Origin of the sequence: Pseudomonas lactucae (assembly GCF_016937615.1) — a bacterium.
Lineage (GTDB): Bacteria > Pseudomonadota > Gammaproteobacteria > Pseudomonadales > Pseudomonadaceae > Aquipseudomonas > Aquipseudomonas lactucae.
The window spans coordinates 1-15,441 of sequence record NZ_JAFHKI010000104.1 but is presented as its reverse complement, the minus strand read 5'-3'; the positions used below and the strand labels follow the sequence as shown (position 1 = coordinate 15,441).

At 60.5% G+C, this 15,441-nt stretch carries 15 protein-coding genes; 12 read left to right on the top strand and 3 right to left on the bottom strand.

Annotated features, from left to right (window positions below; genetic code table 11):
* Positions 1-89: 89 nt before the first annotated feature.
* The 7 genes from JWR98_RS19560 (at position 90) to JWR98_RS19530 (ending at position 7,558) form a co-directional block, all read left to right on the top strand.
* Positions 90-1,130, top strand: coding sequence for an ABC transporter ATP-binding protein (locus JWR98_RS19560; protein WP_225908788.1), 1,041 nt, complete (start codon positions 90-92; stop codon positions 1,128-1,130).
* Positions 1,127-2,059, top strand: a complete 933-nt coding sequence (locus tag JWR98_RS19555; protein ID WP_078823475.1) for an ABC transporter permease — start codon at positions 1,127-1,129, stop codon at positions 2,057-2,059. The genes JWR98_RS19560 and JWR98_RS19555 overlap by 4 nt, the downstream gene beginning before the upstream one ends.
* Positions 2,049-2,858 (top strand): ABC transporter permease, encoded by an 810-nt coding sequence (locus JWR98_RS19550; protein WP_205490974.1) that lies wholly within the window; start codon positions 2,049-2,051, stop codon positions 2,856-2,858. The genes JWR98_RS19555 and JWR98_RS19550 overlap by 11 nt, the downstream gene beginning before the upstream one ends.
* Before the next feature lie 79 nt (positions 2,859-2,937).
* Positions 2,938-4,362, top strand: coding sequence for a gamma-aminobutyraldehyde dehydrogenase (locus tag JWR98_RS19545; RefSeq protein WP_205490972.1), 1,425 nt, complete (start codon positions 2,938-2,940; stop codon positions 4,360-4,362).
* Between the two features lie 270 nt (positions 4,363-4,632).
* Positions 4,633-6,258: a glucan biosynthesis protein D gene (locus tag JWR98_RS19540; protein WP_205490969.1), complete on the top strand. Its 1,626-nt coding sequence runs from the start codon at positions 4,633-4,635 to the stop codon at positions 6,256-6,258.
* A gap of 137 nt (positions 6,259-6,395) precedes the next feature.
* The gene (locus tag JWR98_RS19535) at positions 6,396-7,085 is read left to right on the top strand and encodes a hypothetical protein (protein ID WP_205490967.1); all 690 of its coding nucleotides are present in this window, start codon (positions 6,396-6,398) and stop codon (positions 7,083-7,085) included.
* Positions 7,085-7,558 (top strand): hypothetical protein, encoded by a 474-nt coding sequence (locus JWR98_RS19530; protein WP_205490965.1) that lies wholly within the window; start codon positions 7,085-7,087, stop codon positions 7,556-7,558. Before JWR98_RS19535 ends, JWR98_RS19530 begins: the two co-directional genes overlap by 1 nt.
* A 9-nt stretch (positions 7,559-7,567) precedes the next feature.
* On the opposite strand, the gene JWR98_RS19525 is transcribed toward JWR98_RS19530, so the two are convergent.
* From JWR98_RS19525 to JWR98_RS19515, 3 genes are all read right to left on the bottom strand, one after another.
* Complete coding sequence (locus JWR98_RS19525; RefSeq protein WP_003172188.1) at positions 7,568-7,753, bottom strand: hypothetical protein; 186 nt, start codon at positions 7,751-7,753, stop codon at positions 7,568-7,570.
* A gap of 270 nt (positions 7,754-8,023) precedes the next feature.
* The gene (locus JWR98_RS19520) at positions 8,024-9,130 is read right to left on the bottom strand and encodes an NADH:flavin oxidoreductase/NADH oxidase (RefSeq protein WP_078731816.1); all 1,107 of its coding nucleotides are present in this window, start codon (positions 9,128-9,130) and stop codon (positions 8,024-8,026) included.
* Positions 9,131-9,265: 135 nt separating this feature from the next.
* On the bottom strand, positions 9,266-11,164 hold the full coding sequence (locus JWR98_RS19515; RefSeq protein ID WP_205490964.1) for a potassium transporter Kup: 1,899 nt from the start codon (positions 11,162-11,164) through the stop codon (positions 9,266-9,268).
* Between the two features lie 291 nt (positions 11,165-11,455).
* Here JWR98_RS19515 and rimO point away from each other — a divergent pair, with 291 nt between their 5' ends.
* The 5 genes from rimO (at position 11,456) to tsaA (ending at position 15,417) form a co-directional block, all read left to right on the top strand.
* Positions 11,456-12,796: a 30S ribosomal protein S12 methylthiotransferase RimO gene (gene rimO, locus JWR98_RS19510; RefSeq protein ID WP_078731814.1), complete on the top strand. Its 1,341-nt coding sequence runs from the start codon at positions 11,456-11,458 to the stop codon at positions 12,794-12,796.
* A gap of 103 nt (positions 12,797-12,899) precedes the next feature.
* Complete coding sequence (locus tag JWR98_RS19505) at positions 12,900-13,370, top strand: GNAT family N-acetyltransferase (RefSeq protein ID WP_078731813.1); 471 nt, start codon at positions 12,900-12,902, stop codon at positions 13,368-13,370.
* 108 nt (positions 13,371-13,478) lie between these two features.
* Positions 13,479-14,189, top strand: coding sequence for an rRNA pseudouridine synthase (locus JWR98_RS19500; protein ID WP_205490962.1), 711 nt, complete (start codon positions 13,479-13,481; stop codon positions 14,187-14,189).
* Positions 14,190-14,256: 67 nt separating this feature from the next.
* Complete coding sequence (locus JWR98_RS19495) at positions 14,257-14,718, top strand: YehS family protein (protein WP_003172180.1); 462 nt, start codon at positions 14,257-14,259, stop codon at positions 14,716-14,718.
* 3 nt (positions 14,719-14,721) lie between these two features.
* Positions 14,722-15,417 (top strand): tRNA (N6-threonylcarbamoyladenosine(37)-N6)-methyltransferase TrmO, encoded by a 696-nt coding sequence (gene tsaA, locus JWR98_RS19490; RefSeq protein ID WP_078823467.1) that lies wholly within the window; start codon positions 14,722-14,724, stop codon positions 15,415-15,417.
* Positions 15,418-15,441 lie beyond the last annotated feature (24 nt).

The window sequence follows — 15,441 nt, the reverse complement described above, 5'->3', positions numbered from 1 at the left end:
CCCTCCCACATTCACTGCCTTTACAGATTTTTTTCAGAAGTCCAGGCCGGGCCGCTGCGACGGTCCGCGCCTTTTCGGAGCACCGCACCATGACGCTTGCAGTCCAATTCACCCATGTCTCCCGTCAGTTCGGCGAAGTGAAGGCGGTTGACCGGGTTTCCATCGATATTCAGGACGGCGAGTTCTTTTCCATGCTCGGCCCGTCGGGCTCGGGCAAGACCACTTGCCTGCGCCTGATTGCAGGCTTCGAGCAGCCGAGCGCGGGCTCGATCCGTATTCATGGCGAGGAAGCCGCCGGCTTGCCGCCCTATCAGCGTGACGTCAACACCGTGTTCCAGGATTACGCGCTGTTCCCTCACATGAACGTGCGCGACAACGTTGCCTACGGCCTCAAAGTCAAAGGCGTGGGCAAGGCCGAGCGCCTGAGCCGTGCCGAAGAAACCTTGGCCATGGTGGCCCTGGGCGGCTATGGCGAGCGCAAACCGGTGCAACTCTCCGGCGGCCAACGCCAACGCGTAGCCCTGGCCCGCGCGCTGGTCAATCGTCCGCGGGTGTTGCTGCTTGACGAACCGTTGGGCGCCCTCGACCTCAAGCTGCGCGAACAGATGCAAAGCGAGCTGAAAAAGCTGCAACGGCAATTGGGCATCACGTTTATCTTCGTGACCCACGACCAGACCGAAGCACTGTCGATGTCCGACCGCGTGGCGGTATTCAACAAGGGCCGCATCGAACAGGTCGACACCCCGCGCAACCTCTATATGAAACCGGCCACCGCGTTCGTGGCGGAGTTTGTCGGCACCTCCAACGTGATTCGCGGCGAGCTGGCCCAGTTGCTGAGCGGCAGTGCGCAAGCGTTCTCGATCCGCCCGGAACACGTGCGGTTTGCCGACGGCCCGCTGGGGACCGGCGAGGTGGAAGTCAGCGGTTTGCTGCACGACATCCAATACCAGGGCAGCGCCACACGCTACGAACTGACCCTTGAAAATGGCCAGGCCCTGAACCATCAGCCAGGCCAACAACCAATGGCTGGACACCAGCAGCGGCTATCAGGTCGGCCAGGCCATCAGCGCACGCTGGGCACGGGAAGCCATGACCCCGCTGGCCGACAGCGCAGGCGAGGTGTGACATGAGCCTGGCCGTTTCTCGACAACCGGCGATGCGCAGGCTTTCCAACCTGCTCTACCGCAAGCCCAACCTCTACCTGGCGATGTTGCTGATACCGCCGTTGATCTGGTTCGGCGCGATCTATCTGGGTTCGTTGCTGACCCTGTTGTGGCAAGGCTTCTACACGTTCGACGACTTCACCATGGCGGTCACACCGGACCTGACCCTGGCCAACTTCGCCGCGCTATTCCAGCCGTCGAACTTCGACATCATCCTGCGCACCTTGAGCATGGCGATCGTGGTGTCGATCGCCAGTGCCATCGTGGCCTTCCCCATCGCCTACTACATGGCGCGCTACACCACGGGCAAGACCAAGGCGTTTTTCTATATCGCCGTGATGATGCCGATGTGGGCCAGCTACATCGTCAAGGCATATGCCTGGACCTTGTTGTTGGCCAAGGGCGGCGTGGCGCAATGGTTCGTGCAACACCTGGGCCTGGAGCCGGTGCTGCAGTTTGTGCTGGGCATTCCCGGCGTGGGCGGCAGCACCTTGAGCACCTCGCACCTGGGGCGCTTCATGGTGTTCGTCTATATCTGGCTGCCGTTCATGATCCTGCCGATCCAGGCATCGCTGGAGCGTCTGCCGCCGTCGCTGCTGCAGGCGTCCGCTGACTTGGGTGCCAAGCCACGCCAGACCTTCATGCAGGTGATTCTGCCGCTGTCGGTGCCGGGGATTGCCGCAGGTTCCATCTTCACTTTCTCGCTGACCCTCGGCGACTTCATCGTGCCGCAACTGGTAGGCCCGCCGGGCTATTTTGTCGGCGGCATGGTCTACGCCCAGCAAGGCGCCATCGGCAATATGCCCATGGCCGCGGCGTTCACCCTGGTGCCCATCGTGCTGATCGCGGTGTACCTGTCCATCGTCAAACGCCTGGGGGCCTTCGATGCACTCTGAGAAATCAACATTAGGCTTGAGGATCGCCGCCTGGGGCGGCCTGGTGTTTCTGCACTTCCCGATCCTGATCATCTTCCTCTACGCCTTCAACACCGAAGAAGCGGCGTTCAGCTTTCCGCCCCAGGGCTTCACCCTGAAGTGGTTCAGTGTGGCCTTTGCCCGGCCTGACGTGCTGGAAGCGATCAAGCTGTCGCTGCAGATCGCCGCCATTGCCACCTTGATTGCCATGGTGCTCGGCACGCTGGCCTCGGCGGCGTTGTACCGCCGCGAGTTTTTCGGCAAGCAAGGCGTGTCGCTGATGCTGATCCTGCCGATTGCGCTGCCGGGGATCATCACCGGTATCGCCTTGCTGGCGACGTTCAAGACGCTGGGCATCGAGCCTGGGATGTTCACCATCATCGTCGGCCATGCGACCTTCTGTGTGGTGATCGTCTACAACAACGTCATCGCGCGTTTGCGCCGCACCTCCCACAGCCTGATCGAAGCCTCGATGGACCTGGGTGCCGACGGCTGGCAGACGTTTCGCTACATCATCATGCCCAACCTGGGCTCGGCGCTGCTGGCCGGCGGCATGCTCGCCTTTGCGCTGTCGTTCGACGAAATCATCGTCACCACCTTCACCGCCGGCCACGAGCGCACCTTACCGCTATGGCTGCTCAACCAGCTCAGCCGCCCACGGGATGTACCGGTGACCAACGTGGTGGCGATGCTGGTGATGCTGGTAACGATGGTCCCGATTCTGGGGGCCTATTACCTGACGCGTGGCGGGGAAAGCGTGGCGGGTAGTGGCGGTAAATAAATAAATTCACTGAAGAACCCTCCCACATTTGAAGCCGGTTCCTTCAGGGAAATAACATTAGTTTGAGGAGAGCTGAACCATGCAAACCAAACTGCTGATCAACGGCCAACTGGTACAAGGCGAAGGCCCGGCCCAGGCCATCTTCAACCCGTCATTGGGCCGCGTGCTGGTGGAAATCCATGAAGCCAGCGAAGCCCAGGTCGACGCCGCCGTGCGTGCCGCCGATGCGGCCTTTGAAAGCTGGTCGCAAACCGCGCCGAAGGAGCGTTCATTGCTGCTGCTTAAACTGGCGGACGCAATCGAAGCCCACGGCGCCGAGCTGGCCAAGCTGGAGTCGGACAATTGCGGCAAGCCCTACAGCGCCGCCTTGAACGACGAAATCCCGGCGATTGCCGATGTGTTCCGCTTTTTTGCCGGCGCCAGCCGCTGCATGAGCGGCTCGGCGGGCGGTGAATACCTGCCGGGCCATACGTCGATGATCCGTCGTGACCCGGTGGGGGTGATCGCCTCTATCGCACCGTGGAACTACCCGCTGATGATGGTCGCCTGGAAAATCGCCCCGGCCCTGGCCGCCGGGAATACCGTGGTGCTCAAACCGTCGGAGCAAACCCCGTTGACGGCGCTGCGCATGGTCGAACTGGCCGCTGAAATCTTCCCGGCCGGTGTGCTCAACCTGGTATTCGGCCGTGGGCCGAGCGTGGGCAGCCCGCTGGTAACTCACCCTAAAGTGCGCATGGTGTCGCTGACCGGCTCCATCGCCACCGGCGCGAATATCATTTCCAGCACCGCCGACAGCGTGAAGCGCATGCACATGGAGCTGGGCGGCAAGGCCCCGGTGATCATCTTCGATGACGCGGACATCGACGCCGCCGTGGAAGGCATCCGCACCTTCGGTTTCTACAACGCCGGCCAGGACTGCACCGCCGCGTGCCGCATTTATGCCCAGGCGGCTATCTACGATGCCTTTGTCGAGAAGCTCGGCATCGCCGTGTCGAGCATCAAGTACGGCTTGCAGGATGACCCGACCACCGAGTTGGGCCCGTTGATCACCGCGCAACACCGCGACCGCGTCGCCGGATTTGTCGAACGTGCCGTGGCGCAGCCACATATCCGCCTGGTCACCGGTGGCAAGGCCGTGCAAGGCAATGGGTTCTTCTTTGAGCCGACGGTATTGGCCGATGCGCAGCAGGACGACGAGATCGTACGCCGCGAAGTGTTCGGGCCGGTGGTGTCAGTGACGCGGTTCACCGATGAAGCCCAAGTGCTGGGCTGGGCCAACGATTCGGACTACGGCCTGGCGTCGTCGGTATGGACCGCCGATGTCGGCCGCGCTCATCGCCTGGCCGCACGTTTGCAGTACGGCTGTACCTGGGTGAATACCCACTTCATGCTCGTCAGCGAAATGCCCCATGGCGGTCAGAAACTGTCGGGGTATGGCAAGGACATGTCCATGTATGGGCTGGAGGACTACACCACCGTTCGCCATGTGATGTTCAAGCACTGAACCCACTGGGGGAGGGAGCAAGTCCCTCCCCCATTTTGATCGTCACAATTTCTGAGTAGGGTGTTCCATTCACCGGCTCGGAAACGTCTTGTTTCATATGCACTGCCATCACCCCGCCATCAATCAATTTTCCTTCCCCATCGAACCGCTTAAGCTATCCGGCGTCTGTTTAATGTCCGTTGCGTTTGGCCGAAGGCATGTCCGAACCGTAATTTCTGATCCGCTACGTGCCAGGAACGGCGCGGGATTTGCTCACGACAGGTTGTCTCTATGCACCGCAGGAATTTGCTCAAAGCGTCCATGGCCATTGCGGCTTACACCGGTTTATCGGCCAGCGGCCTGCTCGCCGCGCAGGCTTGGGCGGGGAACCGCGCCGCCGACGGCAAGGCCGTCGCGTTCGACTTCGACACGCTGAAGGCCCAGGCCAAGCAGCTCGCCGGGACCGCGTACAAAGACACCAAACAGGTGCTGCCGCCGACCCTGGCGACCATGACTCCGCAAAATTTCAACGCCATCGGCTACGACGGCAAGCATTCGCTGTGGAAAGAACTGAACGGCCAATTGGACGTGCAATTCTTCCACGTCGGCATGGGCTTCAAGACGCCGGTGCGCATGCACAGCGTCGATCCCAAGACCCGCGAAGCGCGTGAGGTGCATTTTCGCCCTTCGCTGTTCAACTATGAAAAAACCACCGTCGACACCAAACAGCTGACCGGCGACCTGGGTTTCTCCGGCTTCAAGCTGTTCAAGGCACCGGAACTGGACCGCCACGACGTGTTGTCATTCCTCGGCGCCAGCTACTTCCGCGCGGTGGATTCCACCGGCCAGTACGGCCTGTCGGCACGCGGTCTGGCCATCGATACCTACGCGAAAAAACGCGAAGAGTTCCCCGATTTCACGCAATTCTGGTTCGAAACCCCGGACAAGGACGCCACGCGTTTTGTGGTCTACGCCCTGCTCGACTCGCCGAGCGCCACCGGCGCCTACCGCTTCGACATCGACTGCCAGGCCAACCAAGTGGTAATGGCCATCGACGCGCATATCAATGCGCGTACCACCATCGAACAACTGGGCATCGCACCGATGACCAGCATGTTCAGCTGTGGCACCCATGAGCGTCGGATGTGCGACACCATCCACCCGCAAATTCACGACTCGGACCGCCTGGCGATGTGGCGTGGCAATGGCGAGTGGATCTGCCGCCCGCTGAACAACCCGGCCAAGCTGCAATTCAACGCCTTCGCCGACACCAACCCGAAAGGCTTCGGCCTGGTGCAGACCGACCACGAATTCGCCAGCTACCAGGACACCGTGGACTGGTACAGCAAGCGTCCAAGCCTGTGGGTAGAACCGACCACCGCCTGGGGCGAAGGCTCGATCGACCTGCTGGAAATTCCGACAACGGGCGAAACCCTGGACAATATCGTGGCCTTCTGGACCCCGAAAAAACCGGTGGCGGCCGGCGACTCGCTCAACTACGGCTACAAGCTGTACTGGAGCGCCTTGCCGCCGGTAAGTACACCGTTGGCGCAAGTCGACGCGACCCGCTCAGGCATGGGCGGCTTCACCGAAGGCTGGGCGCCGGGCGAGCATTACCCGGACGTGTGGGCGCGCCGTTTCGCCGTGGACTTCAAAGGCGGTGGCCTGGATCGCCTGCCCGCCGGCACCGGGATCGAGCCGGTGGTGACCTGTTCCCACGGTGAAGTGAAAGACTTCAGCGTGCTGGTGCTGGACAACATCAAAGGCTATCGCATCCTGTTCGACTGGTACCCGACCAGCGACAGCGTCGAACCGGTGGAACTGCGCCTGTTCATCCGCACCCAGGACCGCACCCTCAGTGAAACCTGGCTGTATCAGTACTTCCCGCCGGCGCCGGAGCTGCGCAAGTACAGCTGATGCGCATCCGTCAGATCGCTCCCTTGTTTGGGAGCGATCTGACTCGCCATGGGTTCATTTCATCCATCGGTGTATAGACGCAGACTTAAGGGATGGTAGCCTCTTCACCCCATTTCAATTAAATGAGTGGCGAGCTCATGCCCACTAAGTCGAACACTTTGCAGCTCACTATCTCGGCGAAGAACAAGCCGAAACTGTCTTCTGCCCAGCGTAAATTCAACAGCCTGTTGAAAAAAATCGACAAGCAACGCCAAACGCTGCAGGCCTGGGTTACGGCCATGCCCAGGTACCAGCAACGCTGGCATGAAGAGTTCAAGCCCCTGCACGCTCAGTATGCCGAGCGTCAGGTTTCGCTATTGAACGCACTGGACCACGCCGGTGATCGGCTCAAACTGGCAAAAGTCGATCGCCAGACCTTGCAGACCGTTATCTGTGAGTTGGCGACCTCGTTGATGGATGACACCAATCGCGAGCAGATGAAGGCGCTCTACAACAAACACAGTGGTGCAGACTTCGATGACGATGAGCGCTGGGAAAACCTGATCCTCAAGGAGGCCATGGAGCAGGCCTATGACATTAAGCTCGGCGATGACTTCGATTTCGGTTCGCCCGAGGAACTGGCATTGCACCTGCAGGAACGCCTGGAGGAGCAGAACAAAACACAGCCCGGCAGCCGGAAAGAGACGCCACGGCCCGCGAAAAGAAAGATCAGGAGCAGGCGCACCAAGCCAGCCAGTCATTGCGTGCGGTCTATCGCAAACTTGCCAGCGCACTGCATCCCGACCGCGAAACCGACGAAGCCGAACGCCAACGCAAGACGACATTGATGCAGCGCGCCAATAAAGCCTACGCCGAGCGTAACCTGCTGGAACTGCTGGAGCTGCAACTGGAGGCCGAACACCTTGATCCGGTAGCCCTGCAAACAATGTCGGATGAACGACTGAAGCACTACAACCGCGTGCTCAGCGAGCAATACGACGGGCTGGTCGTTGAAGTCAGCGCGGTCGCCTTTGATTTTGCCCGGCTATTCGATCTCGATCCTTTTACCCCGGTGACAGTGGCGAACAGCGCATCGCAGGTAAACCTGGCGCTCGAGGAGCTTGAGTATCAAGTCCGCGAACTGGAACACTTATTGGTTGAAATAGACAGTCCAAAAGGGCTGAAACGCTGGCTCAAGGCAGAACGTGCCGCCATGGAAGACGATCTGTTATCCGCCTTTGACGAATTTGATTTCTTCGACGAGCCAGACTTTTCGGACGATCCGGATTTTCCTGATGACTCAAACCCCTTCAGGAGGTGAACTGCGCCGTTAAAACCGCGACACACTCTTCATCGCCCCAATCAGGTAACGCATCGCCACCTGATCGTTTTCGGTCAGGGTGCGGTACTGCGCCAGCAATTCGGCTTCATCCGAACTCAACCTGCGGCCGCGCAAGGGCAGCCTGCGGCCCAGAAAAGACACCACCACACCCGCTACACCATAGGACTTGGCCATGGACTGCTTCTCCTGATATCGATCAAATACTCCCGGTACCCATTACCCGCCTCCCGTGAAACGCAAGGTCGCCACGAGCAAACCGACTGACTTCCTGGGCCAGAAATCAGACTTACCTTAAGCGTAGAAACAATCTCGTTACGTGTGGGATTTTTTTAGAGTATTCACTTAAAAAATTACTTCGGTAACAAATACCTACAACCCAATCCTACTCGCGCGCATAAAAAAACCCACCGGACCAGGGTGGGTTTCGACGCAACCGCTGAAGGGTCAATCCCTCAAGTCAGACTCATGAATCGGCTGGTCCCGATGGGTCGCTCGCTGGTACTGCGCCGGCCAGATCGCCTTGCGCCCACCCAGATCATCGTCGGCATGCAACGGCCAGTAAGGATCGCGCAGCAGTTCGCGCGCCAGGAAGATGATATCGGCCTGGCAGGTGCGCAGAATGTGCTCGGCCTGGGCCGGTTCGGTGATCATGCCGACGGTGCCGGTGGCGATGCCCGACTCCTTGCGCACACGCTCGGCAAAGCGCGTCTGGTAGCCAGGGCCGGTGGGGATCTCGGCATTGGCGGCGGTGCCACCGGAGGACACGTCGATCAAGTCCACCCCCAGGTCTTTGAGGCGGCGCGCGAGCTCCACGGTTTCATCGGGGTTCCAGCCATCTTCCACCCAGTCGGTGGCCGACACCCGCACGAACAATGGCAACTCCTGGGGCCAGACGTCGCGCACGGCCAGGGTCACTTCAAGCACCAGGCGGATGCGGTTCTCGAAGGAGCCGCCGTAGCGGTCCTGACGCTGGTTACTGAGGGGCGAAAGAAATTGGTGCAACAGGTAACCGTGAGCCGCGTGGATTTCCACCACCTCGAAACCCGCCGTCAATGCTCGCTTGGCGGCGGCGACAAAGTCGGCGATCACTTGCCGGATCTGCCCTTCATCCAGCGGTTTGGGCGGGGTGTGTTGCGGGTCGAAGGCAATCGGCGATGGGCCTACCGGCACCCAGCCGCCGTCCTCGGGCTTGACGCTGCCATGCTTGCCGATCCACGGCCGATGGGTACTGGCCTTGCGCCCGGCGTGGGCCAGTTGAATACCCGCCACCGCGCCCTGGGCGGCGATAAAACGCGTGATGCGTTGCAGCGGTTCGATCTGTTGGTCGTTCCACAGTCCCAGGTCCTGGGCGGTGATACGGCCTTCGGCGGCCACGGCGGTGGCTTCGGTGAAAATCAGCCCGGCACCACCGACGGCACGGCTGCCGAGGTGTACCAGGTGCCAGTCATTGGCCAGGCCATCGTCGCTGGAGTATTGGCACATCGGCGAGACCGCAATGCGGTTGAGCAGGGTCAATTGACGCAAGGTATAAGGTTCGAGCAGCTGACTCATGGCGCACCTCTTCCGGGTTCTGTGGGCGAGCTTCAAGACTCTCTAACGGTGAGTAGAGCCTAGTCGACAACGCTCGATTGCACAGGGTTCAGAAGACAAAACGGGAGCCGATTGCCGGCTCCGTGTAATGCCAGTTTACATTTCGACCTGGGTGCCCAGCTCGATCACCCGGTTTACCGGGAGTTTGAAAAAGCGCAGGTTGCCGTTGGCATTCTTCAACATGAACGCGAACAAGCCTTCGCGCCAGCGCGCCATGCCTTCGAGTTTCGAGGTAATCACCGTTTCGCGGCTGAGGAAGTAGGTGGTGCGCATCGGGCTGAAATCCAGATCGTCCAGATGGCACAGCTTCAGCGCTTCGGGCACGTCCGGCTCGTCGGTGAAACCAAAATGCAGAATCACACGGAAGAAGCCTTCACCGTAGGCATCCACCTCGAACCGCCGTGAGGCCGGCACGCGCGGGATGTCTTCGTACACCACCGTCAACAGCACCACTTGCTCATGCAGTACCTGGTTATGCAGCAAGTTGTGTAACAGCGCATGGGGCACGGCGTCGGGCCGCGCGGTGAGGAACACCGCCGTGCCCTGCACCCGATGGGGCGGCTGCACGCGGATACTGCTGATGAAAATCGGCAGCGGCAGGCCGCCTTCGTCGAGACGCTCCACCAGCAATTGCTTGCCGCGCTTCCAGGTCGTCATCAACACGAACAGCACGATCCCCGCAATAACCGGGAAGGCGCCGCCCTGGATGATTTTCGGTACGTTGGCGGCAAAATACAGCCCGTCGACCAACAGGCAGCAGAGCAATACCGGCACAGCCAGCACCGGTGGCCACTTCCATAGCAGCAGCATCACCGCCGAGACGAGGATAGTGGTCATCAGCATGGTGCCGGTTACCGCCACGCCGTAGGCCGAGGCCAGTGCGTTGGAGGACTCGAAGCCCAGCACCAGCAGGATCACACCGACCATCAGCGACCAGTTCACCGCGCCGATATAGATCTGGCCCTGTTCGGCGCTGGAGGTGTGCTGAATATGCATGCGTGGGATGTAACCCAGCTGGATCGCCTGGCGCGTCAACGAGAACGCCCCGGAAATCACCGCCTGGGATGCAATCACCGTGGCCAGGGTCGCCAGCACCACCAGCGGGATCAACGCCCAGCTCGGCGCCAGCAGGTAGAACGGGTTGCGCGCGGCTTCCGGATCGCCGAGCAGCAAGGCGCCCTGACCGAAATAGTTGAGCACCAGCGCCGGCAGCACCAGGATGAACCAGGCACGGGCGATGGGCTTACGGCCAAAATGGCCCATATCGGCATACAGCGCTTCGGCACCGGTCAGTGCCAGCACCACGGCGCCCAGGATAGCCACGCCAATGCCTGGGTGAGCTTCGAAGAAGCGTACAGCCCAGATCGGGTTCAATGCCTTGAGCACTTCCGGATGCTGGCTGATGCCATAGATGCCCAGGCCGCCCAGCACCAGGAACCAGGTCACCATCACCGGTCCGAATAATTTACCGATGCGGTCTGCCGTGTTCTGGATCAGAAACAACGCCACCAGCACCACCAGCGCAATCGGCACGACCCATTTTTCCAGACCGTCGAACGCCAACTCCAGGCCTTCCACGGCCGACAAAACGGAAATCGCCGGGGTGATCATGCTGTCGCCGTAGAACAGCGCCGCACCGCACAGACCACACACCACGAGGAAACTGCGCAACTTCTTGCGCTCCCCCGCCGCCCGTCGCGCCAGCGCCGTCAGGGCCATGATGCCGCCTTCGCCCTGGTTGTCGGCACGCAGCACGAACAGCATGTACTTGATCGACACCACCCAGATCAGCGACCAGAAGATCAGCGCCAGAATTCCCAGCACGCCATCATGATTGACCTGAACCCCATAACCGCCGGTGAACACCTCTTTGAGGGTGTAGAGCGGACTGGTGCCGATATCGCCGTAAACCACCCCGACCGCTGCCACCAGCATGCCAATCGGCTTGGCGTTTGAATGCTCGGCACCCGCTGCCTGACTACTTGCCTGACCCATCAACCACTCCTGCCCTTTGACCTGCGGTCTTTTATAAACAACGCATCTAAGCTGACCCTAGCATGCGCTGTTTTACTTCTCGTAACAGACGTTTTATTGACCCAAGGGTTTTACCCGTGCGCAACGGCGCGAAGCATAGCGCAGCACTCGTCGCATTTCCCTGTATAAAGCTGGTCAAGTGCGTTGCCCGTCGCTAGAATTGCGCACTTTTTGATCAGAGGCACATTCCAAGTGCCCGTCCGTTGTCTCGTCGTGCACGACCGGCGGCGTCATTCAATACCGAGGTTAGACATGTCCACCACCATCGCTAAAGCCAACCCCAAGGTTGGCTTTGTTTCCCTGGGTTGCCCGAAGGCGCTCGTCGACTCCGAGCGCATCCTCACGCAACTGCGTATGGAAGGCTATGACGTCGTGTCCACTTATCAGGACGCCGATGTGGTGGTGGTCAACACCTGCGGGTTTATCGACTCGGCCAAGGCAGAGTCCCTGGAAGTGATCGGCGAAGCGATCAAGGAAAACGGCAAGGTCATCGTGACCGGCTGCATGGGCGTGGAAGAAGGCAATATCCGCAACGTGCACCCAAGCGTGCTGGCCGTGACCGGTCCGCAGCAATACGAGCAGGTGGTCAATGCCGTGCACGACGTGGTGCCACCGCGTCAGGACCACAACCCGTTGATCGACCTGGTGCCGCCGCAAGGCATCAAGCTGACCCCACGCCACTACGCGTACCTGAAGATTTCCGAAGGCTGCAACCACAGCTGCAGCTTCTGCATCATCCCGTCGATGCGCGGCAAGCTGGTCAGCCGCCCGGTGGGCGATGTGCTGGACGAGGCCCAGCGCCTGGTCAAATCCGGCGTCAAGGAGCTGTTGGTAATTTCCCAGGACACCAGCGCCTACGGTGTCGACGTGAAGTACCGCACCGGTTTCTGGAACGGCGCGCCGGTAAAAACGCGCATGACCGAACTCTGCGAAGCCCTCAGCAGCCTGGGCGTGTGGGTGCGCCTGCACTACGTCTACCCGTACCCGCACGTTGACGAGCTGATCCCGCTGATGGCCGCCGGCAAGATCCTGCCGTACCTGGACATCCCGTTCCAGCACGCCAGCCCGAAAGTGCTCAAGGCCATGAAACGTCCTGCCTTCGAAGACAAGACCCTGGCGCGCATCAAGAACTGGCGCGAGATCTGCCCCGACCTGATTATTCGTTCCACCTTCATTGTCGGCTTCCCTGGCGAAACCGAAGAAGACTTCCAGTACCTGCTGGACTGGCTGACCGAGGCCCAACTGGACCGCGTCGGCTGCTTCCAATACTCACCAGTGGAAGGCGCCCCCGCCAACCTGCTGGACCTGGCCGTGGTGCCGGACGACGTCAAGCAAGATCGTTGGGAACGCTTCATGGCGCACCAACAGGCGATCAGCTCGGCGCGCCTGCAACTGCGCATCGGCAAGGAAATCGAAGTGCTGATCGACGAGGTCGACGAGCAAGGCGCGGTGGGCCGATGCTTCTTCGACGCACCGGAAATCGACGGTAACGTGTTTATCGACGACGCCAGCGGTTTGAAGCCGGGCGACAAGGTGTGGTGCACCGTGACCGACGCCGACGAATACGACCTGTGGGCTGAAAAACGCGCCTGAGGCAGTAAAGAAATGAAAAAGCCCTGCTTCCAGACAAGATGCGGGGCTTTTTTAGGTCTATCGTTTCGCCCATCAGCACCGTCTACAGCAAGGGGCAGCGGGCATGCGTCAGCATTCGGTTATCCATACACCTAAAACCAGCGACTACGCCGAGTTGGCGCGGATCTGGGAGGCCTCGGTGCGCGCCACCCATGACTTTCTGCCGGAAAGCTACATCGTGCACCTGAAAAACCTGGTGCTGACCCGCTACCTGGATTCGGTGATGCTCATCTGCACCAAGGACTCGCGCCAGCAAATCACAGGGTTTGCCGGGGTGGCGGCAGGCAAGGTGGAGATGCTGTTTATCGACCCTCAGCACCGAGGCCAGGGCCTGGGGCGACAATTGCTGCGCTATGCCATCGAGCATATGAATGCCGATGAACTGGATGTGAATGAACAAAATCCGCAGGCACTGGGGTTCTATTTCAAACAGGGCTTCGAGGTGATCGGGCGCACCGAGCATGACGGCCTGGGCCAGCCCTATCCGTTGCTGCATCTGCGTTTACGCCAGCAGCAACACATAGGCAGCGGCTGATTCCCCCGCGAACCGGCTCCCCCGAAAATCCAACAGGCTGAAATGGAGCCGGGATTAACCGGCGCCAGGCAGGTACAATAGTCACCCCCTTTTGTTACGGCCCTTGTCATGACTGACCCCATACGCCTCTCCAAACGCCTTATCGAACTGGTCGGTTGCTCCCGTCGGGAGGCTGAGCTGTTTATCGAAGGCGGCTGGGTTTCGGTGGACGGTGAAGTGATCGACGAGCCGCAGTTCAAGGTCACCACCCAGAAAGTCGAACTCGACCCTGACGCCAAGGCCACCGTGCCGGAGCCGGTGACTATCCTGCTGCACGCCCCGGCGGGGGTGGATGCCGAGACGGCCATGGCCTCGATCAGCGCCGAAACGCTGTCCGAAGAGCACCGCTTCAGCAAGCGCCCGCTCAAGGGCCACTTCCTGCGCCTGACCGCCAGCGCCGACCTGCAGGCCAAGGCCAGCGGCCTGCTGGTGTTTACCCAGGACTGGAAGACTCTGCGCAAGCTGACCGCCGATGCCGCGAAGATCGAGCAGGAATACGTGGTGGAGGTCGAGGGCGACATGGCTGCCCACGGTCTTAACCGCCTGAACCACGGCCTGACCTACAAAGGCAAAGAGTTGCCGGCGGTCAAAGCCAGCTGGCAGAACGAAAACCGCCTGCGTTTTGCAATGAAAAACCCGCAGCCCGGCGTGATCGCGTTGTTCTGCGAAGCCGTTGGCCTGAAGGTCGTGGCTATTCGTCGCATCCGCATCGGCGGCGTGTCCATCGGCAAGGTGCCGGTCGGTCAATGGCGTTACCTGTCCGGCAAAGAGAAGTTCTAAGCCGTTGCCTTTTCTCGACACCGCCTGCTAGGGCGGTGTCCTCCGTTGAATACCAGGATTGCTCACCATGATTCACAACGACGTACTGCGCAGCGTGCGCTACATGCTCGACATCAGCGACAACAAGATGGTCGAGATCATCAAGCTCGGCGGCATGGACGTGACCAAGGACGACCTGCTGACCTACCTCAAGAAAGACGAGGAAGAAGGCTTTGTGTTCTGCCCGGACGAAGTCATGGCCCACTTTCTCGACGGCCTGGTGATCTTCAAGCGCGGCAAGGACGAAAGCCGTCCACCGCAGCCGATCGAAACGCCGGTGACCAACAACATCATCCTCAAGAAGCTGCGCGTTGCCTTCGAACTCAAGGAAGACGACATGCATGCCATCCTCAAGGCCGCCGAATTCCCGGTGTCCAAGCCGGAACTGAGCGCGCTGTTTCGCAAGTTCGGCCACACCAACTACCGCACCTGTGGTGACCAGTTGCTGCGCAACTTCCTCAAGGGGCTGACCCTGCGGGTTCGCACGTAAGTCATGAATTACCAGGTCTCGCCCGTCGGTTTCGTACGCTCCTGCTTCAAGGAGAAGTTCGCCATCCCGCGCCAACCGCAACTGGCGCCTGCCGCCCGGGGCGTGCTGGAGTTGGTGGCGCCGTTCGACCAGGGTGAGGCGGTACAGGGTCTGGAACAGGTCAGCCACGTGTGGCTGTTGTTCCTGTTCCACCAGGCCCTGGAAGATAAACCACGCCTGAAAGTGCGCCCGCCACGCCTGGGCGGCAACACGTCCATGGGTGTGTTTGCGACCCGTGCGACTCATCGGCCCAACGGGATTGGTCAGTCAGTGGTCAAGCTGGACAAGGTCGAGCCGGGGCGGCTGTGGATTTCCGGGATCGATTTGCTCGATGGCACACCGGTATTGGATATCAAGCCGTATGTGCCCTACGCCGACATCATCGACACGGCCACCAACAACATCGCCAGTGGAGCGCCGCAGTTGATTCCCGTGCAGTGGCTGAAGACGGCGCTGCAGCAGGCACAAGGCCACGCTCAGCGCCTTGGAGAGCCATTGGTGGAGTTGATCGATCAGTGTCTGGCCCAGGATCCACGGCCGGCTTATCAGACGCCAGGGCCTGAGCGCGAATACGGGGCGCAGTTCTGGGATGTGGATGTGCGCTGGCACTATCCTGAGGCTGGAATGATTTGTGTGCTGGAAGTGGTTCCAGCTGCATAAACCGGAAACCAAATGTGGGAGGGG